The organism is Azoarcus sp. DD4, assembly GCF_006496635.1.
Lineage (GTDB): Bacteria > Pseudomonadota > Gammaproteobacteria > Burkholderiales > Rhodocyclaceae > Azoarcus.
In genome coordinates this window covers 3,627,351-3,645,814 of the sequence record NZ_CP022958.1, presented here as the reverse complement: position 1 = coordinate 3,645,814, position 18,464 = coordinate 3,627,351, and the positions used below count along the sequence as shown (strand labels likewise).

At 68.3% G+C, this 18,464-nt stretch carries 18 protein-coding genes; 16 read left to right on the top strand and 2 right to left on the bottom strand.

Features of this window, described 5'->3' with window-relative positions; translation table 11 throughout:
• The first annotated feature begins 132 nt into the window (after positions 1-132).
• The 5 genes from CJ010_RS16755 to CJ010_RS16735 all read left to right on the top strand — a co-directional run bounded on the left by CJ010_RS16755 (position 133) and on the right by CJ010_RS16735 (position 6,405).
• On the top strand, positions 133-1,161 hold the full coding sequence (locus CJ010_RS16755) for an acyltransferase (protein WP_168224976.1): 1,029 nt from the start codon (positions 133-135) through the stop codon (positions 1,159-1,161).
• A 121-nt stretch (positions 1,162-1,282) separates the two neighbouring features.
• Entirely contained in the window at positions 1,283-2,212 is a 930-nt protein-coding gene (locus CJ010_RS16750) for a sensor domain-containing diguanylate cyclase (protein WP_141019104.1), read from the top strand.
• Between the two features lie 252 nt (positions 2,213-2,464).
• Positions 2,465-3,103 (top strand): PepSY-associated TM helix domain-containing protein, encoded by a 639-nt coding sequence (locus CJ010_RS16745; protein ID WP_141019103.1) that lies wholly within the window; start codon positions 2,465-2,467, stop codon positions 3,101-3,103.
• Between the two features lie 112 nt (positions 3,104-3,215).
• Positions 3,216-5,348 carry a TonB-dependent siderophore receptor gene (locus CJ010_RS16740; RefSeq protein ID WP_141019102.1) on the top strand — a complete coding sequence of 711 codons (2,133 nt, stop codon included), beginning with the start codon at positions 3,216-3,218 and terminating at the stop codon, positions 5,346-5,348.
• An 82-nt stretch (positions 5,349-5,430) separates the two neighbouring features.
• Positions 5,431-6,405 (top strand): endonuclease/exonuclease/phosphatase family protein, encoded by a 975-nt coding sequence (locus CJ010_RS16735; RefSeq protein ID WP_141019101.1) that lies wholly within the window; start codon positions 5,431-5,433, stop codon positions 6,403-6,405.
• 40 nt (positions 6,406-6,445) lie between these two features.
• Here the strand turns inward: CJ010_RS16735 and hpaR are convergent, their stop codons facing one another.
• Positions 6,446-6,952, bottom strand: coding sequence for a homoprotocatechuate degradation operon regulator HpaR (gene hpaR, locus CJ010_RS16730; protein WP_141019100.1), 507 nt, complete (start codon positions 6,950-6,952; stop codon positions 6,446-6,448).
• A gap of 162 nt (positions 6,953-7,114) precedes the next feature.
• On the opposite strand from hpaR, the gene CJ010_RS16725 reads away from it, so the two are divergent.
• The 11 genes from CJ010_RS16725 (at position 7,115) to CJ010_RS16675 (ending at position 17,595) form a co-directional block, all read left to right on the top strand.
• On the top strand, positions 7,115-8,146 hold the full coding sequence (locus CJ010_RS16725; protein ID WP_141019099.1) for a TRAP transporter substrate-binding protein: 1,032 nt from the start codon (positions 7,115-7,117) through the stop codon (positions 8,144-8,146).
• A gap of 10 nt (positions 8,147-8,156) precedes the next feature.
• Positions 8,157-8,720 (top strand): TRAP transporter small permease, encoded by a 564-nt coding sequence (locus tag CJ010_RS16720; RefSeq protein WP_141019098.1) that lies wholly within the window; start codon positions 8,157-8,159, stop codon positions 8,718-8,720.
• Positions 8,717-10,045, top strand: coding sequence for a TRAP transporter large permease (locus CJ010_RS16715; protein WP_141019097.1), 1,329 nt, complete (start codon positions 8,717-8,719; stop codon positions 10,043-10,045). The genes CJ010_RS16720 and CJ010_RS16715 overlap by 4 nt, the downstream gene beginning before the upstream one ends.
• 10 nt (positions 10,046-10,055) lie before the next feature.
• Entirely contained in the window at positions 10,056-10,718 is a 663-nt protein-coding gene (locus CJ010_RS16710) for a fumarylacetoacetate hydrolase family protein (RefSeq protein ID WP_141019096.1), read from the top strand.
• A complete protein-coding gene (locus CJ010_RS16705; RefSeq protein WP_141019095.1) occupies positions 10,715-11,500 on the top strand; it encodes a fumarylacetoacetate hydrolase family protein in 786 nt (261 codons plus the stop codon). The genes CJ010_RS16710 and CJ010_RS16705 overlap by 4 nt, the downstream gene beginning before the upstream one ends.
• Positions 11,497-12,957: a 5-carboxymethyl-2-hydroxymuconate semialdehyde dehydrogenase gene (hpaE, locus tag CJ010_RS16700; protein WP_141019094.1), complete on the top strand. Its 1,461-nt coding sequence runs from the start codon at positions 11,497-11,499 to the stop codon at positions 12,955-12,957. Before CJ010_RS16705 ends, hpaE begins: the two co-directional genes overlap by 4 nt.
• A gap of 103 nt (positions 12,958-13,060) precedes the next feature.
• Positions 13,061-13,909 carry a 3,4-dihydroxyphenylacetate 2,3-dioxygenase gene (gene hpaD, locus CJ010_RS16695; protein ID WP_141019093.1) on the top strand — a complete coding sequence of 283 codons (849 nt, stop codon included), beginning with the start codon at positions 13,061-13,063 and terminating at the stop codon, positions 13,907-13,909.
• Positions 13,910-13,957: 48 nt separating this feature from the next.
• Complete coding sequence (locus tag CJ010_RS16690; protein WP_141019092.1) at positions 13,958-14,344, top strand: 5-carboxymethyl-2-hydroxymuconate Delta-isomerase; 387 nt, start codon at positions 13,958-13,960, stop codon at positions 14,342-14,344.
• Positions 14,345-14,366: 22 nt separating this feature from the next.
• The gene (gene hpaH / locus CJ010_RS16685) at positions 14,367-15,170 is read left to right on the top strand and encodes a 2-oxo-hept-4-ene-1,7-dioate hydratase (protein ID WP_141019091.1); all 804 of its coding nucleotides are present in this window, start codon (positions 14,367-14,369) and stop codon (positions 15,168-15,170) included.
• A gap of 10 nt (positions 15,171-15,180) precedes the next feature.
• Complete coding sequence (hpaI, locus tag CJ010_RS16680; protein WP_141019090.1) at positions 15,181-15,975, top strand: 4-hydroxy-2-oxoheptanedioate aldolase; 795 nt, start codon at positions 15,181-15,183, stop codon at positions 15,973-15,975.
• Positions 15,976-16,140: 165 nt separating this feature from the next.
• Positions 16,141-17,595 (top strand): NAD-dependent succinate-semialdehyde dehydrogenase, encoded by a 1,455-nt coding sequence (locus CJ010_RS16675; protein WP_141019089.1) that lies wholly within the window; start codon positions 16,141-16,143, stop codon positions 17,593-17,595.
• A 29-nt stretch (positions 17,596-17,624) separates the two neighbouring features.
• Here the strand turns inward: CJ010_RS16675 and CJ010_RS16670 are convergent, their stop codons facing one another.
• Positions 17,625-18,314, bottom strand: coding sequence for a DsbA family protein (locus tag CJ010_RS16670; RefSeq protein WP_141019088.1), 690 nt, complete (start codon positions 18,312-18,314; stop codon positions 17,625-17,627).
• Positions 18,315-18,464 lie beyond the last annotated feature (150 nt).

Genomic DNA, 18,464 nt, shown 5'->3' with positions numbered 1-18,464 from the left:
GTCAGGTGACAATTCCGTTTTCATGAATCGTGCCGATTGCGGCTATAACTGAACAGCATGGGTGGGGCGGATGCGGGCAGTGCGCCCACCGCTACCGGACGTTCAGGCGGGCGCGATCATGGAGGCGCGGGAATGAAATCGAGATTGCTGGAGCTCGACGCAATACGCGGGCTGGCCGCGGTGGTCGTGGTGCTCTACCACTACTTCTACCGGTACCACGAAATCTACGGCCATGCCGGTCTGCCCTACCAGTGGGCACAGGCCGGGCAGTACGGGGTGCAGCTCTTCTTCATGGTCAGCGGCTTCGTCATCTTCTGGACGCTGGCGCGCATCGAAAAGCCGGCCGATTTCATCGTCTCGCGCTTCTCGCGCCTCTATCCCGCCTACTGGGCTTCGGTCACGCTCACCTTCTTCGCGGTCGGCTACGTGGGCCTGCCGGGGCGGGAGGTGCACTGGCTGCAGGCGGTAGGCAACGGCCTGATGTTCCACGAATACCTGCGCATCCCGCATGTCGATGGCGTGTACTGGACGCTGACGGTCGAGCTGACCTTCTACTTCTGGATCTTCCTGCTCTACCTGCTCGGCTTGCTCAAGCGTGTGGAGTATTGCCTGTTGCCGGTCGTGGCGCTGACCGCGCTACAGGGGCTGGGCCTGGTGAGTCTGCCGTCGGCGATCAACAAACTGTTGCTGGTGCAGCAGCTGCCCTTCTTCCTTGCCGGCATCGGCTTCTACAAGCTGGTGCATGGCGAACGCAGCGCTGTCGTGCTGTTTGCCATCGGGTTCTCGTGGCTGGCGGCGCTTGCCGATTTTTCCGTCCAGCGGCTGGCAGCGTATTCGCTTTGCTACCTGCTCTTCTATCTCGCAGTGTCGGGCCGGCTGGCACTGCTGGCGACACGGCCGCTGATCTTTCTCGGCGGTATTTCGTACGCGCTTTACCTGCTGCACCAGAATATCGGCTACCTGGTCATCCAGGCCTTCTACGCCGGCGGATTGCCGCCGCTGGCCGGCATCGGGCTCGCGCTGGCGATCTCGCTGCTGCTGGCGACGCTGCTGACCCACTGCGTGGAGCGGCCGGCGATCCGCTGGATACGCGAGCTTTACGCCAACAGCGCAGCGCTGCAGCGGCTGGCCGGCCGCCTGCGGCCCGCCGGCGGCGCCTGACCGGCGGCCGGCGTCGGCGCTGCCACGGTTTCGGCTAGACTCCTCGCCCCGTGCGCACTTGATGCGCTTCCCGGCGGAACATGCGGGGCGACGGAACAGGACAGCTTCTCGAGGGCGTTCGATGATCGATATCTCAGACAACGATTTCCGGCAGGCGAGCAGCGCGGTGATCGCCTACCTGCACAAGCGTTTCGGCTTCCAGCTGTGGATGGTCACGCGCACCGAGGGCGAAGACTGGATCGTGCTGCAGGTCGAGGACGGCGGCTACGGGGTGTCGCCCGGCACGGTGCTGCGCTGGGCCGATCCCTTCTGCGCCGAGATGGTGAAGGGCAACGGCCCGCGGATTGCGCCTGATTCGGACGCGGTGCCGGCCTATGCGGCCGCACCCATCGGGCAGCAACTGCCGATCAAGGCCTACATCGGCGTGCCGCTGACGCATGCCGACGGCAGCCTGTTCGGTACCCTGTGCGCCATCGACCCGGCCCGTCAGCCCGATGTGATCGCCCAGGATCTCGATCTGGTGGAACTGCTGGCGCGCTTGCTGAGCCTGATCCTGCAGGCCGAGCTGAAGGCAGCGGCCGAGGTGCGCCGCAGCGAGCGGCTGCAGATGGAGGCCCAGACCGATCCCATGACCGGCCTCGCCAACCGCCGCGCCTGGGATCGGCTGCTGGCAAAGGAAGAAGAACGCTGCCAACGCTACGGTCATCCGGCGGCCGTGCTGGTGGTGGATCTCGACCGTCTCAAGGCGGTGAACGACAGCGCCGGCCATGCCGCGGGCGATGCCCTGATCGGCCGCGCGGCCAGCGCGCTGCGGCAGTCTGCGCGCGAGGCCGACGTGGTGGCCCGGCTGGGGGGCGACGAGTTCGGCATTCTGGCGGTGGAATGCGACGAAGCCGGTGCCGAGGCGCTGGTGGCGCGCGCCCGTTCCGCGCTCGCGGCGGGCGGCATCGCGGCCTCGATCGGCGTGGCGATGCGCCGTCCGCAGCAGGGGCTGACAGGCGCCTGGGGCAGTGCGGACCGTTCGATGTACCTGCAGAAGCGGAGCCGCTGAGGCGGGTCGGCACGGCCGCTCCCGCCATGTCGGGAGCTGTGCGGCTGTTCTTTATCGAGATTGATTCGCATTTGTACATTGGAATACAATCCGCCCACGCCAGCCCGCCGCATGCCGGTCAGCCAGCCAACCAGCCGACCCGAATTGCCCGAACATGCGCGCCGCCCACCCGATTTACATCCGCTGTCCCGCTGATCCAATAAGGTTTTCTACCGCCCGTCACGGCTGTTCCGGCCTGGGGGAGAAGCGTCGATGAGGTTTCCTGCGCCGACCGCGGGCGGACGGATCAACCCGCAGAAGTGGCTGCGCAAGCTGCACGCCTGGACGGGGCTGGCCCTGGCCACGGTGGTGTTGTTGTTCGCCGTCACCGGCTTCCTGCTGAATCACCGGGATGTGATGAAGATCCCGGCGCTGCAGCGCCAGGAAGTGCGCGAACTGGTGAGCCTGGCGGACATGCCGGCCACGCCGCAGGCCCTGCTGGTGCAACTGGCGCTGCCGCTCGATCCGGAACTCGGCAAGCTGCGCACTACCGTGGAAGCCGCCCGCGAAATGGAGTGGGAGGGGCGGCGCGTGCGCCAGCCGGAACGCTGGCGCATCAGCCACGACACGCCGTCGCTGTCCACCCGCGTCGAGTACTGGGTCGGCAGCAGCCAGGCCGAGGTCGTGCGCACCAAGCCCAATCTTTGGCTGCATCTGGCCCGCCTGCACATGGCGATTGGCACCGGTCCCGGCTGGATCCTGCTGGCCGATGCGGTGGCGATTGCGCTGGCCGCGCTCAGCCTGTCCGGCTTCTGGCTGTGGGGGCGGCTGCACGGCTCGGCCCTGCGGCTGGGCGTGCTCGCCTTGGGCGGCGGTGCACTGGTGGTGACGCTGGCCTTGCTCGCCGGCTGACCGGCTCCGCGCCGGCGGCGCCGGCGCCTCGAATTCGGCTTTTCCTTTTCAGCCAGCCCGCCGCGCAGCCTTGCCGGCCAGCCAGCCAGCAACCCCCTCCGGGCATCGATTCATGCAATTCAAAACAATACTGAGCCTTTCCATTGCGGCGGCCTTTCCCCTGCTGTCCCACGCCGCCGATTCCGTCCTGCCGGCGGTGACGGTGAGTGCCGATGCGGCCGCCAACGAGACCAGCTACAACCCGCTGGTGTCGTCGTCCGCCACCAAGGGCACCGCCGCGCTGCGTGACATCCCGCAGACGGTAAACGTGGTCGGCCCCGAGCTGATCGAAGACCAGGGCGCGCGCTCGCTGACCGATGCGCTGCGCAACGTGCCGGGCGTGACGCTCAACATGGGCGACGGCCAGCGCGACCAGGTGGCGATCCGCGGCTTCACCGCGATCGGCGACACCTTCCTCGACGGCGTGCGCGACGATGCGCTCTATTACCGCGACCTCTCCAACACCGAACGCATCGAGGTCATCAAGGGCCCGGCGGCGGTGCTTTACGGCCGCGGCTCGTCGGGCGGCATCATCAACCGCGTCAGCAAGCTGCCGACGACGCAGACGTTGCGCGAGATCACCCTGCAGCTCGATAGCGAAGGCGAGCGCCGCACCAGCGTGGACTTCGCCGGCGCGCTGGGCGACGGTGGCCACAGCTACCGCCTGACCGGTGCCTTCGAGGATTCCGAGGGCTTCCGCGACGAGTCCTACCTCAAGCGCGAGGCGATCGCGCCCTCGGTGGATTTCAGGCTCGGCGAGGACACCCGGCTGCTGCTGCAGCTCACCCACAACCGCGACCGCCGCCCCACCGACTTCGGCATCCCGGACAACAACGGCCATCCGCTCGATGTCGATCACGACACCTATTACGGTTCCGGCGACGCCGAAGACGACGACATGACGGCGGCGACGATGAACACCGCCACCGCCACGCTCACCCACCGCATCAACGAGCAGTGGTCGCTGCGCAACGTGCTGCGCTACTACGACTTCAAGCTCGACCGCGAGAACACCCTGTACCGCTCCGGCAGCGCCTACACCCGGGTCGGCGGCCAACTGCGCATGCAGCGCACCCACGGCCATGTGCAGCGCGACGAGGAGGGCTGGTTCAACCAGTTGGAACTCACCCAGCAACTCGCGCTCGGCGGCGTCAAGCACACGCTGCTCTACGGCATCGAGGCCGGCAGCCAGCGCAAGCGCCTGGACATCGACAACTGGATCGGCATCGACACCGTGCCGCTCTACAACCCGGGCGGCGCGATTCCGCCCTATGCCGGCGTCGTGCCGACTTCGCGCACCATCGACAGCGTCACCACCCAGGACAGCCTGGCCTTCTACCTGCAGGACCAGATCGCGTTGGGCGAGCACTGGAAGGCGCTGCTCGGCGTGCGCTACGACGACTTCCGCCAGAAGACCACCGAGTTCAACAAGGCCGACCTCGACCGCAGCGACCGCGAGTGGAGCCCGCGCGCCGGCCTCGTCTGGCAGCCGGACGCGGTGCAGTCCTACTACCTGTCGGTGTCGCGCTCCTTCCAGCCCTCGGCCGAGCAGTTCCAGCTGTCCACCTCCAACGTCGATGCCGATCCGGAGATCTCCACCAACTACGAGCTCGGCGCCAAGTGGGACTTCTTCGGCGGCGCGCTGTCGGCCGGCGCCTCGGTCTTCCACCTGGTGCGCACCGACATGAAGATCACCGACCCGATCACGCGCGCCACCATCAACGCCGGCGAGCAGCGCACCGACGGGCTGGAGCTGTCGCTGTCGGGCCGTCCGGCGCCGGGCTGGCAGGTGTATGCCGGCTACGCCTTCCTCGACACCGAGATCGTGAAGTCCACCGCCACCGGCACCGCCAACTGGGGCACCACCGTGGTCCGCGCCGCCTACGAAGGCAACAGCGCCGCGCTCACCCCGCGCCACAGCGCCACCCTGTGGGTGACGCGCGAGCTGGGGCAGGGCTGGAGCCTGGGCGGCGGCGTGCAGGCGCAGGCTGCGCAGTACGCCGCGCCGGACAACCTGGTGAAGCTGCCGGGCTATGCGGTGTTCGACGCCGCGCTGCTCTACCGCAGCAAGGCCTACGACCTCTCCTTCAACCTCAAGAACGTGTTCGACCGCGAGTACTGGGCCTCCGCCCACGGCAGCGTGAACGGGCTCAACCAGCCGGGCGCACCGCGCACCCTGCAGGCCACCGCCAGCTACCGCTTCTGAGCGTCGCCATCCGCCTCGCCTTGCCGCTGCCGCATCGCTGGTCTGTAATGACAGCGGAAAGCAGCGCAAGGGGAGGCCGGACATGCAGCATGGCGATGTCGCACCCGCGCTGGCGCGCGGCCTGCTGAAGCTCAAGGACCGCATCGACGCGGCCGGCATTCCCTCGTCGCGCATCGACGAAACCATCAACATCGCCACCTGGAACATCCGCGAATTCGGCAGGAAGCGGCGGTCCGAGGCGGCGATCCACTATCTTGCCGAAATCCTCGGCCAGTTCGATCTGGTCTCCATCGTCGAGCTGCGCGAGAACGTCAGCGACCTCAAACGGGTGCTGGCCATCCTCGGCCCCGAGTGGCGCGCGGTGTATTCCGGCGCGGTGCCGGACGACGGCGGCAACGGCGAGCGCATCGGCTTCATCTTCGACCGCCGCGCAATCGGCTTCGAAGGCATGGCGGCGGTGGCGGTGCCGCCGCGGGTGAAGGTGGACGGCGAATACCTGATCCAGGACCGCTTCTGGTGGCGGCTGCCCTACATGGCCTCGTTTCGCGCCGGCAGCTTCGAATTCATCCTGATCGCCGCGCACATCCGCTGGGGCAGCGGCGAGACCGACCGCCTTGCCGAGATCGAGCTGCTGGCGCAGTGGATAGACGCTTTCCGCAAGTCGGAGCAGGCCACCACGCGCGACCTCATCGTGGTCGGCGACTTCAACATCCCGAGCCGGCGCAGCGCGCTGTTCAAGGCCATCACCCGCTACGGCCTGCACGTACCCAAGGCGCTGCTGGCCGACAGCTTCGGCAGCAACCTGGCGCGCAACAAGCGCTACGACCAGATCCTGCAATACCCGTCGGAAGCGTATCCCGACAGCTTCGCCGACAAGGGCGGGGTGCTGGATTTCCATGTTTCCGACGCGCACATGGCCGAGCTCTTTCCGCCGGAGCAGTTTCCGGCGATGACGATGGAGAAATACACCTACCAGCTCTCCGACCACCTGCCGCTGTGGATACAGGTGAGGACGGATGACGCAAGGGCGAAGCTGGAGGCGATGGCGGCGGGGTAAGGGGTGGGGATGGGGCAAACGGGCCCGGTCAGCAAGAAACCTATTCCGTCGTCACCGCCGCCGGCTCGTACGGCGGCAGCGCTATCGTCGGGATCGCCTCGATGTCCTGGCTCAACAGCCTGTCCATCAGCGTGTAGATCTCGCCTATCAGCTCCGGCCCGAGGTGCGCTTCCACCACCTTGTACTGCGCCTCGATCAAGGGTGCGATCCGCAGCGCGATGTCCTCGCTCTTCGGCGTCAGCCGCACCAATACCCGGCGCTGGTCGTCGGCCATGCGCTCGCGCTTCACCAGTCCCAGTTCCTCCATGCGCGCCAGCACCCCGGTGAGGCTGGGGCTGAGGATCTGGCAGGCCTCGCAGATCAGCCGCGGCTCCATCTCCTTGTGTTCCGAAAGCGCCCGTATCACCCGCCATTGCTGCTCGGTCAGGCCGAAGTGGGAAATGATGGGGCGAAAGCGCGCCAGCAGCGCCTCGCGCGCCTTCAGCAGCAAGAGCGGCAGGTTGCGGTGGGCGATGCGGGAGGCGGTGGCGGTATCGGTGGCGGGCATGAGGTTCTCCGGTTGAAGGAATTCTAACGCTTGACTCACTACGATGTTAGTAGTTTAATCGCTAACATATTAATCAATAACATCGTCGTGAATAAGCCGGGCACCGGCTCACAGGCGAATCCGCCGCGTCGCGAGGCCGGCCTATCGAGGAGGAGAAACCCGATGAAGATGTCCCGCATCCTGTCCGTGCCCGCCCTGGCCGTCGCGCTGGGCGGTGCCGCACTGCCTGCCGCAGCGCAGGAATTCACGCTCAAGATCGCCCACTTCCTGCCCTCGGTGGCGCCGGCGCAGCAGAAGGTGATGCAGCCCTGGTGCGACGCGCTGGCCAGGGATTCCGGTGGCCGCATCGCCTGCCAGTTCTTCCCGGCCATGCAGCTGGGCGGCACCCCGGCCCAGCTCGCCGACCAGGTCAGGAACGGCGTCGCCGACGTGGTGTGGACCGCGCCGGGTTACTCCGCCGGCCGCTTTCCGCTGATCGAGGCGATGGAGCTGCCCTTCGTGGTGTCCGACGCCACTTCCGGCAGCCGTGCCGCCTGGGCCTATTACGAGCAGTACGCCAAGGGCGAATTCGACGCCTACAAGGTGCTCGCCATCCACGTCGATGGCGGCGTCGCGCTGCACACCGCCAAGCGGCCGATCAACGGCGGCGCCGACATCGCCGGCCTCAAGCTGCGCGCCCCCACCCGCATGGCCTCGAAGACGCTGGCTGCGCTCGGCGGCCAGCCGGTGGCGATGCCGCCGGCGCAGGTCACCGAGGCCATCGCCAAGGGCGTGGTCGACGGCGCGATGGGCGCCTGGGAAGTGGTGCTGCCGACCAAGCTCGACGAGGTCGCCAAATTCCACGCCGAACCCGCGGCCGGCCGCCCGTATCCCTCGACCACCGTGCTGGCGATGCTGATGAACAAGCAGAAGTACGAGGCGCTGCCGGCCGACCTCAAGGCCGTCATCGACAAGCACAGCGGCGCGCCGCTGGTGGCGAACTTCGGCAAGGTGTGGGACGAAGTCGCCGCTTCCACCCGGCAGAAGGTGCAGGCCGCCGGCAACAAGGTGGTGCAACTGTCGGACGCCGAGCTCGCGGCGATGAAGAAGACCGCCCAGCCGGTGGAAGACGAATGGCTGAAGCAGGTGGCGGAAAAGGGCGTCGATGGCCGCAAGCTGGCCGACGCCGCGCGCAGCCTGGCTGCCCAGCACTGAGGACGCCGCCATGCACGATCCCATGGGTCTGCCGCACGAACTGCGGCGGCACGATGCGGCCGAGGCGGTGCTGATCGCCGTCGCGCGCGCGCTGGCGATGGCCGGCGGCGCGCTCTTTCTCGGCCTCATCGGCATGTCGCTGGTGTCCATCGTCGGCCGCAAGCTCGGCTTCGGCTCGGTCAATGGCGACATCGAACTGATGCAGGCTGGCACCGCGGTCGCCGCGGCGGCCTTCCTGCCGTATTGCACGCTGCTCGGCGAACACCTCAAGGTGGATTTCTTCACCGAGAACATGCGCGCAGGGCTCAAGCGCAAGGTGGATGGCGTGGCCGACCTGCTGATCGCGCTGGTCGCCGGGCTGCTGGCGTGGCGCACCGGGCTGTCGGCGATCTCCATCCATGAAGCCGGCGAAGTCACCGCGCTGGTGTCGCTGCCGGTGTGGATTCCGGTGGCCGCGCTGGTGCCCAGCCTCGCGCTGATGTCGCTGTGCGCGGCCTACCGCGCGGTGGTCGCCTTCGCCTCCGGCGGAGCGCGTGCGGATGCCACGGTGGCGGACCTGGAGGTGGCCAAATGAGCGGCACCGCGGTCGGCCTCCTCGGCTTCGGCGCGCTGCTGGCGATGCTGTCGCTGCGGGTGCATATCACCATCGCGATGTTCGTCGCCGGCGCCGGCATCTACCTGGTGATCAACAGCGGCATGGCCGACGGCCTGCTGTACACGCTCAACAACCTGGTCTATGCGCGCCTTTCCAACTACGACCTGGCGGTGATCCCGCTGTTCATCCTGATGGGCCAGTTCGCCACCCACGGCGGCCTGTCCAAGGCGCTGTTCCGTGCCGCCGGCACGCTGATCGGCCACTGGAAGGGCGGCATGGCGATGGCTTCCACCGCCGCCTGCGCCGCCTTCGGTGCCATCTGCGGCTCGTCGCTGGCCACCGCCGCCACCATGGGCCAGGTGGCGCTGCCGGAGCTGCGCGAGCGCGGCTACTCCGGCAAGCTCGCCACCGCCACGCTGGCCGCCAGCGGCACGCTGGGCATCCTGATTCCGCCCTCGGTGCCGCTGGTGATCTACGCGGTGCTGACGCAGGAATCCATCGGCAAGCTCTTCGTTGCCGCGGTCATCCCCGGCATCATCGCCGCGCTGGGCTACATCCTCGTCATCCGCATCATCGTCAGCCGCAACCCGGAAGCCGGTCCGGCCGGGGAGAAGGCCAGCGTCGCCGAGATGATCAAGGCGCAGGTCGGCATCATCCCGGTGCTGCTGGTGTTCCTGGTCGTCATCGTCGGCATCTACGGCGGCTGGGCCAACCCCACCGAGGCAGCCTCGATCGGCGCGGCGGCCTGCGGCGTGCTCGCGGTCGCCACCGGCGGCATGCGCTGGAAGGGGCTGTCGGACAGCATTCTCGGCACCGCCCACGCCACCGCGATGATCTTCATGGTGCTGATCGGCGCCGACCTGCTGAACTCCGCGCTGGCGCTGTCGCAGATGCCCACCGAGCTCGCCGCCTGGGCGCGCGATTCCGGCATGCCGCCGCTGATGATCCTGTTCGCGGTGCTGGCGATCTACGTGCTGCTCGGCTGCGTGATGGATTCGCTGGCGATGATCCTGCTGACCATCCCCATCTTCTACCCGATGATCATGGGCCTGGATTTCTTCGGCATGAGCGAGGCGGACAAGTCCATCTGGTTCGGCATCCTGGCGCTGATGGTGGTGGAGATCGGCCTGGTGCATCCGCCGGTGGGGATGAACCTGTACGTCATCAACAAGCTGGCGCGCGACGTGCCGATGAAGGACACCGCCTGGGGGGTGATGCCCTTCCTCGCATCGGACTTCCTGCGCATCATCGTGCTGGTGTTCGTGCCCGGCATCACGCTGTGGCTGGTGCACACGCTGGGGTAAGGAGACAAGAATGACTGTTGCAAGCCTGCCGGTCGCCGGCACGGTATACGGCGTGGTGATGAACGACCGCGTGTCGGTGGAACGCCTCGGCGCGGCCGCGGCCGAAGCGCCCTACAAGGGCGCGCCCAAGGCGCCGGTGCTCTACATCAAGCCGGCCAACACGCTGGTGGGCGAGGGCGCCGCGGTGCGCCTGCCCGCCGGAGAAGCGCGGGTGGAAGTGGCGGCCACTGTGGGCATTGTCATCGGTGCGCCAGCGGCGCGCCGCACGCCGGCCGATGCGCTGGAGACGGTGGCCGGCTACCTGCTGGTGGCCGATCTCAGCCTGCCGCACGCCAGCTACTACCGCCCGGCGATCCGCGAAAAGTGCTTCGACAGCGCCTGCCCGGTCGCCGCCCGGGTGGTGCCGGCGGCCGAAGCCGGCAGCCTCGCCCGGCTCACGCTGCGCACCGCCTTCGACGGCCTGCCGGTGGCCGAGCGCACGTTGGCCGACCTGCTGCGCGATGTGCCGCAGCTGATCGCCGATGTCAGCGAATTCATGACGCTGCAAACCGGCGACGTGCTGCTGGTCGGCGTGGAGTACCAGTCGCCGCAGGCCGCCCCCGGCACGCAGGTGCACATAGCCGGCGGCGCGCTGGGCGCGCTGACATTCAGCATTGCGGAGGAAACCCGATGAAGCGCGCACGCATCGCCTGGCAGGGCGGCATCCACGAGGCGCGGCCTCACGGCGCGGACCAGCTGCGGTTGGCCGACGGCCGCATCGTCAGTCAGGCGGAAGTTTCCTGGCTGCCGCCGGTGCAGCCGCGCACCGTGTTCGCCCTCGGCCTCAACTACGCGGACCACGCCAAGGAGCTGGCCTTCAAAGCGCCGGAAGCGCCGCTGGTCTTCCTCAAGGGGCCGAACGCCTTCACCGGCCACCGCAGCCTCAGCCGCCGCCCGGCGGACGCCACCTACATGCACTACGAGTGCGAGCTGGCGGTGGTCGTCGGCAAGGCCGGCTACCGGATTTCCAAGGCGGACGCCTACGAGCACGTTGCCGGCTACACCGTCGCCAACGACTACGCCATCCGCGACTACCTGGAGAACTGGTACCGCCCCAACCTGCGGGTGAAGAACCGCGACGCCTGCACGCCGCTCGGCCCCTGGCTGGTGGACCGCGCCGACGTGCCGGACCCGATGGCGCTGCGCCTCACCACCCGGGTGAACGGCGTCACCACCCAGGAAGGCAGCACCGCCGACATGATCTTCGACGTGCCGACGCTGATCGAATACCTGTCCTCCTTCATGACGCTCTCGCCCGGCGACCTCATCCTCACTGGCACGCCGGAGGGGCTGGCCGACGTCAAGGCCGGCGACGTGGTCGATACCGAGATCGAGGGCATAGGCTGCCTCACCAACACCATCGTGGACGACGCCGGCTGGTTCGGCGCCGCCGGCCAGGGAGTACACACGCAATGACGACCATCCAACACCTCATCGGCGGCCGCGAAGTCGGCAGCGCCGAGACCTTCGACACCCTCAACCCCGCCACCGGCGAAGTGCTCGCCCGCGTCGCCAGCGGCGGCCAGGACGAAGTGAACGCCGCGGTGGCCGCCGCCAAGGCCGCCTTCCCCGGCTGGGCCGCCACCCCGGTGAAGGAGCGCGCCCGCCTGCTGCGCCGCCTGGGCGACCTCATCGCCGCCCATGTGCCGGAGCTGGCCGAGCTGGAGACGCGCGACTGCGGCCAGGTCATCGGCCAGACCAAGAAGGCGCTGATCCCGCGCGCGGCGGACAACTTCTACTACTTCGCCGAACTCATCCAGCACCAGCACGGCGAAACCTACGATTCCGACACCGGCCACCTCAACTACACCCTGTGGCAGCCGGTGGGCGTGGTGGCGCTGATCTCGCCGTGGAACGTGCCCTTCATGACGGCCACCTGGAAGACCGCGCCCTGCCTGGCCTTCGGCAACACCGCGGTGATGAAGATGTCCGAACTCTCGCCGCTCACCGCCACGCGCCTCGCGCAACTGGTGCTGGAGGCCGGCATTCCGCCGGGCGTGTTCAACCTAGTGCACGGCTACGGCCACACCGCCGGCGAGGCGCTGGTCAGCCACCCGGACGTGCGCGCCATCTCCTTCACCGGCTCCACCGTCACCGGCAACCGCATCGTCAAGTCCGCCGGGCTGAAGAAGTTCTCGATGGAGCTGGGCGGCAAGTCGCCCTTCGTCATCTTCGACGATGCCGACTACGAGCGCGCGCTGGACGCCGCGCTGTTCATGATCTTCTCCAACAACGGCGAGCGCTGCACCGCCGGCAGCCGCATCATCGTCCAGCACAGCATCTACGAGCGCTTCGTCGCCGACTTCGTCGCCCGCGCCGGCCGGCTGACGGTGGGCGACCCGCTGGACCCGGACACCATCATCGGCCCGATGATCAGCCGCGGCCATTGGGAGAAGGTGACGCGCTACATCGAGATCGGCCAGGAAGAGGGCGCCCGCCTGGTGCTGGGCGGCGGCAAGCCGGAAGTGCCGGCGCATCTGGCCGGCGGCAACTGGGTGCAGCCCACCGTGTTCGCCGATGTGGACAACCGCATGAAGATCGCCCAGGACGAGATCTTCGGCCCGGTGCCCTGCCTGATCCCGTTCAAGACCGAGGAAGACGCGGTGCGCATCGCCAACGACACCCCCTACGGCCTCTCCTCCTATCTGTGGACGGAGAACACCGGCCGCGTGCTGCGCATGGCCAAGGCCATCGAGGCCGGCATGACCTTCGTCAACAGCCAGAACGTGCGCGACCTGCGCCAGCCCTTCGGCGGCACCAAGGCTTCCGGCACCGGGCGCGAGGGCAACCACTACAGCTACGAAGTGTTCTGCGAAGCCAAGAACGTGGCGATCTCGTATGGCAATCACCCGATCCCGAAGTGGGGCGTGTGAGCAAGCACCGATGGCGGCAGGGCCCGCGCAGAACGCGGTCCGCCGCCTGCTCCGGCAGAGAGAAATCCGGAGTCATGAACAGGAAGAGAAAGAGGAGAACACCATGGGCAAACTCGCCCTCGCCGCCAAGATCACCCATGTGCCGTCGATGTATCTGTCCGAACTCGACGGGCCGCACAAGGGCTGCCGCCAGCCCGCCATCGACGGCCACATCGAGATCGGCCGCCGCTGCCGCGAACTCGGCGTGGACACCATCGTCGTCTTCGACACCCACTGGCTGGTGAACAGCGGCTACCACGTGAACTGCGCGCCGCATTTCGAAGGCGTCTATACCAGCAACGAGCTGCCGCACTTCATCAAGAACATGCCTTACGCCTACCCGGGCAACCCGGCGCTGGGCAAGCTGCTGGCCGAGGTATGCACCGCCGGTGGCGTGCACACCCGCGCCCACGATGCCACCACGCTGGCGCTGGAGTACGGCACCCTGGTGCCGATGCGCTACATGAACGCCGACCAGCATTTCAAGGTGGTGTCGGTATCGGCGCTGTGCACCGTGCATAACCTGGCAGACTCGGTACGCCTGGGCGCGGCCATGCGCAAGGCGGTGGAAGCCCACTACGACGGCAAGGTCGCCTTCTTCGCCAGCGGCTCGCTGTCGCACCGCTTCGCCCAGAACGGCGTGGCCGAGGAGTTCATGCACAAGATGTGGAGCCCCTTCCTGGAAACCATGGACCACGCGGTGGTGGAAATGTGGCAGCGCGGCGACTGGAAAACCTTCTGCGCGATGCTTCCCGAATACGCCGACAAGTGCCACGGCGAGGGCTTCATGCACGACACCGCGATGCTGCTCGGCGCGCTCGGCTGGGATGAATACCGCGGCAAGGTCGAGGTGGTCACCCCCTTCTTCGGCAGCTCCGGCACCGGCCAGATCAACGCCGTCTTCCCGGTCTGATCCTGACCACTGCCCCGACAGAGACCCAATAACAAGGAGCCCGCCGCGATGGCGCACCTCATCTTCGAATACACCGCCAACCTGCGCGCCGAAGGCGACATCCCCGGCCTGGTCCGGAAAGCCAACCAGGTGATGATCGCCCAGGAAGTCTTTCCGGTCGGCGGCATCCGCTCGCGCGCGATCGAACTCGCCGACTACTGCGTCGCCGACGGCAGCGCGGACGACGCCTTCGTGCACGCCACCGTCAAGATCGGCGCTGGCCGCAGCCCGGAGGCGCGCCAGAAAACCGGCGACGAGCTGTTCGAGATGATGAAGGCCCACTTCGCCGCGCTCTACGACAAGCGCTACCTGGCGCTGTCGCTGGAGCTGGTCGAGTTCTCCGAGGCCGGCACCTGGAAGCACAACAACATCCACGCCCGTTACCGCAAGGGCTGAACCCAGCTCAGGACACCTCGCCATGCTTTCCCCCGACACCATCGCCGCCATCGCGCTGCGCCTGCACCAAGCGGAAAAGACCCGCGAACAGGTGCGCGCGCCCTCGCTCGACCACCCGGAAATCACCATCGCCGACGCCTACGCGGTGCAGCGCGAAGGCATCCGACTCAAGCTCGCCGAGGGCCGCAGCATCAAGGGCCACAAGATCGGCCTGACCTCGCGGGCGATGCAGATGTCCTCGCAGATCGACGAGCCCGACTACGGCACGCTGCTCGACGACATGTTCTACAACGAAGGTGCGGACATCCCGCTGTCGCGCTTCATCCTGCCGATGGTGGAGGTGGAACTGGCCTTCATCCTCAAGGACAGGCTGGAAGGACCGGACGTCAGCGTGTTCGACGTGCTGTCGGCCACCGACTACGTGATCCCGGCGATCGAGATCATCGACGCGCGCTGCCATCGCGTCGATCCGGAAACCAAGCGGCCGCGCCGCGTCATGGACACCATCTCCGACAACGCCGCCAACGCCGGGCTGGTGATGGGCGGGCGCGCGGTGAAGCCGATGGATGTGGATCTGCGCTGGGTGGCGGCGCTGCTCTACCGCAATGGGGTGATCGAGGAAACCGGCGTCGCCGCCGGCGTGCTCAACCACCCGGCCAACGGCATCGCCTGGCTGGCGAAGAAGTTCGCGCCGCACGGCGTGGCGCTGGAGCCGGGGCAGGTCATCCTCGCCGGCTCCTTCACCCGGCCGGTGGCGGCGAGGGCGGGCGATACCTTCCATGTGGATTACGGTCCGCTCGGCTGCATCGCCTGCCGATTCAACTAAGGAGTCCACAATGAAAACCCCGCACAACGCCTTCAAGCGCGCGCTCGCCGCCGGCGAGACGCAGATCGGCCTCTTCCTCGGCCTGTGCGACCCTTACTGCGCCGAAGTGGTCGCCGGCGCCGGCTTCGACTGGCTGATGATAGACGCCGAACACGGCCCCAACGACCTGCGCACGGTGCTGGCCCAGCTGCAGGCGCTCGCCGCGTATCCGGTCAAGCCGGTGGTGCGCGCGGTCGACCACGATCCGGCGCGCATCAAGCAGTGGCTGGACATCGGCGTGCAGACCCTGCTGGTGCCGATGGTGGAATCCGGCGCCGAGGCGCGCGCGCTGGTGCGCGCCACCCGCTACCCGCCGGCCGGCATCCGCGGTGTCGGCACAGCGCTGGCGCGCGCCGCGCGCTGGAACGGCGTGGACGACTACTTCGAGCGCGCCGACGCCGAGATGTGCCTGATCCTGCAGGTGGAGTCGCTGGCCGGGCTGGCCGCGCTCGACGACATCCTGGCGGTGGAGGGCGTGGACGCGGTCTTCATCGGCCCCTCCGACCTCGCCGCCTCGATGGGCTACCTCGGCAAGCCCGGCCACCCGGAAGTCAAGACTGCGGTGGAAGGCGCCATCGCCCGCATCGTCGCCAGCGGCAAGGCCGCCGGCGTGTTCGCCTCCGATCCGGCAATGGCCCAGGCCTACCGCGAATTCGGGGCGAGCTTTGTCGCCGTCGGCGTGGATGCGCTGCTGCTGCGCAATGCGGCGGTGGCGCTGGCGGGGCGGTTCAAGGGTGAGGTTGGCAAGGCGGGGGCGGGGTACTGATTGTTTTCTCCCTCCCCTTCAAGGGGAGGGCTGGGGTGGGGATGGGGTTAAACGCGCGCGGAAAACCCCATCCCCCTCCTAACCTCCCCCTTGAAGGGGGAGGGACAAAGTCCACGAGGTCACCATGCGACGTTGCGCGTCCGTCGCCCCCTTTCAGGAAAAGACATGCTCCATCTCAACAACCCGTCCCTCCTCAAAACCACCTGCTACATCGCCGGCGTCTGGACCCCCGCCGACAACGGCGAAACCTTCCCCATCACCGACCCCGCCACCGGCGAAGTCATCGCCACCGTCCCCCGCTGCGGCGCGGCCGAAACCCGCCGCGCCATCGACGCCGCGGAGCGCGCCTTCCAGGCCTGGCGCCGCAGCACCGCGGCCGAGCGCGCCAGGGTCGTGCGCCGCTGGTTCGAGCTGATGATGGCCAACCAGGACGACCTCGCCCGCATCATGACCGCCGAGCAGGGCAAGCCGCTGGCCGAGGCGCGCGGCGAGATCGCCTATGCCGCCGCCTACCTCGAATGGTTCGCCGAGGAGGCCCGGCGCGCCTATGGCGACGTGGTGCCGTCGCCCTTCGCCGACCGCCGCCTCGTGGTGACGAAGGAGCCGGTGGGCGTGTGCGCGGCGATCACGCCGTGGAACTTCCCCTCGGCGATGATCACCCGCAAGGCCGGGCCGGCGCTCGCCGCCGGCTGCGCGATGGTGCTGAAGCCGGCCGAGCAGACGCCGCTGTCGGCGCTGGCGCTGGCCGCGCTGGCTGAAGAGGCCGGCGTGCCGCCGGGCCTCTTCAGCGTGGTCACCGGCAAGGCGAGCGCGATCGGCGGCGAACTCACCGCCAACCCCATCGTGCGCAAGCTCACCTTCACCGGCTCCACCGGCGTCGGCCGGCTGCTGATGCAGCAATGCGCGCCGACCATCAAGAAGCTGTCGCTGGAACTCGGCGGCAACGCGCCCTTCATCGTGTTCGACGATGCCGACCTCGACGCCGCGGTGGCGGGCGCCATCGCCTCCAAGTACCGCAACGCCGGCCAGACCTGCGTGTGCAGCAACCGCTTCCTGGTGCAGGACGGTGTCTATGAGGCCTTCGCCGAAAAGCTCACCGCCGCGGTGGCGGCGCTGAAGGTGGGCAAGGGCACCGACGAAGGCGTCACCCAGGGCCCGCTTATCGACGAGCCCGCCGCCGCCAAGGTCGAATCGCTGGTGGCCGACGCGGTGGGCAAGGGCGCCCGGGTGCTGGCCGGCGGCAAACGCCACGCGCTCGGCGGCACCTGGTTCGAGCCGACGGTGCTGGCCGACGTGACGCCGGCGATGGCGGTGGCGAAGGAAGAGATCTTCGGCCCGGTGGCACCGCTGTTCCGCTTCTCGACCGAGGACGAGGCGGTGGCGATGGCCAACGACACCGAGTTCGGGCTGGCGGCCTACTTCTACGCCCGCGATCTCGGCCGCGTGTGGCGGGTGTCGGAGCGGCTGGAGTACGGCATGGTCGGCATCAACACCGGGCTGATCTCCACCGAGGTCGCGCCCTTCGGCGGCATCAAGCAGTCCGGGCTGGGCCGCGAGGGCGGCCGGCACGGGCTGGACGAGTATCTGGAGACCAAGTATCTGGCGATGGGCGGGTTGTAAGCCGGAGCGTCTGGCGCCGGCCCGCGCCCTCAGGGCGTGCAGCCGTCCGGCGTGCAGAAGGGCGCGTCGCCGCCGTTGGCTGCGGCCGGCGCCAGCCCGGCGAGATGCGCCCGCCAGGCCTCCGGTTTGCCCAGCCAGGGGCCGATGTCGAGCACCTGCAGCGCACCGTCGCGCTCCAGCACGAAGGTGGGAAAACCCTGACCGCCGACGCGGGCGAGCAGGCGGCGCGAATCCGAGATATGCGCCTCGGTCGCGGCGCCTTCGAGGCGGGCGTAAGCGCTGTCGAAGGCCGCGGCGTCCAGCCCGAGTTCGACGGCGATGCGCTGCAGCACCGCGGCGTCGGCGATGCGCAGGCCATCGACGTAATGCGCGGTCTGCAGCCGGTGCAGCATGTCGAGTCCGCGTCCGGCGACCGCTTCGGCGGCGAGGATGGCGGTGGTCGGCGGCGCGGAGTCCATCATCGCACCGGTATCGCGCAGCAGGCCGTCGAAGTAGGCGTCGCCGAAGGGCTGGCCGGTGAGCTGGGCGATGCGGCGGTCGTGCGGCAGCACGTAGTCGCGCCATTCCGGGGTGATCGGGCGGCGATAGCGGCCGGTCATCATGCCGCCGCCATGGAAGGCGACGGTCAGGCCGGGCAGCTCGCGCGCGGCCCGGACCAGCGGTGCGGCGGCGTAGCACCAGCCGCAGAGCGGATCGAAGAGGTAGTGCAGGGTGGTCATGGTGTGGCTACCGGTGTGGCGGAATGGCGGGAATGTTAGGGGTTGCCGGGGCGGGGAAAAAGGCGGGGGCGGACAACAGCGTGTTTCGGGGAATGGGCGAATCGCGGACGCCCCCTTACCTATAGGCTCTTTGAGTGGCCTGATTTGCTC